Consider the following 988-nt stretch of genomic DNA (forward strand, 5'->3'; position numbering starts at 1 on the left):
CTTGTCGTGCCGGCCGCGAGGAACACCCTGTAGTGCCGGCCGCTGGCCGGCATTGCGGGATACCAGGTTGTGCGTGGAACCGCCCCGCGGCCCGGATCACGGGCGGTCGTCGGGCCGGCGGAACGGGATCACGACGTAGTCCTGGCCTTCGCGCGGCTGCCACAGCACCGGCACGCCCTTCGGGGAGGGCGGTTCCAGGTCGTTGTCGCGCAGGGGGGCGAGGTCGTCTTCGTCCTCGTCCTCCCAGCTGTAGCGCTTGCGCGGCGCCATCGGGTCGGACAGGCGGAACAGCAGGGCGCTGATGATGCCGGCGAAGGCGCCGCCCATGTGCGACTGCCAGGACACGCCCGGCTCGTGCGGAAGAATGGTCAGCAGCATGCTGCCGTAGAACAGGAAGGCGATCAGGCCGGCGGCGATGGCGGGCCGGTCGCGGCGCAGAAGGCCGAGCACGAACACCAGGAACATCAGGCCGTGGGTGATGCCGCTGGCGCCAAGATGGCGGCTGCCGATGTCGCCGAGCAGCCAGGCGCCCAGGCCCGAGCCGATCCACAGCAACGGGAACGCGCGCAGGGTGGCCTTGGGATAGACGCTGCCGGCCAGGGTGCCGAGGATCAGCAGGGCCGCCGCATTGGCGCCCAGGTGCTGGACCGAACCATGCAGCAACGGCGCGCCGAGAATGCCGAGCAGGCCGGCCGTGTCCAGCGGGGCGACCGCCCACGGGCGCCAGTCGAAATGGCCTTGGGCGGTGAACACCGCCACCAGCACCAGCACGAAGGCCAGGCTGAGGTTGAAAGCCCGCATCACGCGACCGCGGTCGGTACGGGACGGAGCCGGCGGCTCGCCGGCGGGCAGGGGCAGGTTGGCGTTCATACCCTTAGGGATTGCGTCGCCCGGGCTGAACACAAGGGCAACGCGATGGGAGAGAGAGGTGGGGGGGGGGGGGGGGAGCCCCCGGAGGGACCAACAAGTGAGGCGTGGGGGCCGTGGT

At 71.2% G+C, this 988-nt stretch carries 1 protein-coding gene; it reads right to left on the reverse strand.

The genetic code is table 11. The annotated features are described in order from the left end of the window. Window positions 1-96: 96 nt before the first annotated feature. Window positions 97-870, reverse strand: a complete 774-nt coding sequence (locus tag ACO6VK_RS16745) for a rhomboid family intramembrane serine protease (RefSeq protein WP_422509079.1) — start codon at window positions 868-870, stop codon at window positions 97-99. Window positions 871-988: the final 118 nt, after the last annotated feature.

It is taken from the genome of Stenotrophomonas sp. GZD-301, from assembly GCF_049310345.1.
In the GTDB taxonomy this organism is placed as follows: domain Bacteria; phylum Pseudomonadota; class Gammaproteobacteria; order Xanthomonadales; family Xanthomonadaceae; genus Stenotrophomonas.

Bases quoted from the DNA above. Each gene is read 5' to 3' on its own strand.
- ACO6VK_RS16745 (WP_422509079.1), bottom strand. From the start codon at position 870: ATGAACGCCAACCTGCCCCTGCCCGCCGGCGAGCCGCCGGCTCCGTCC.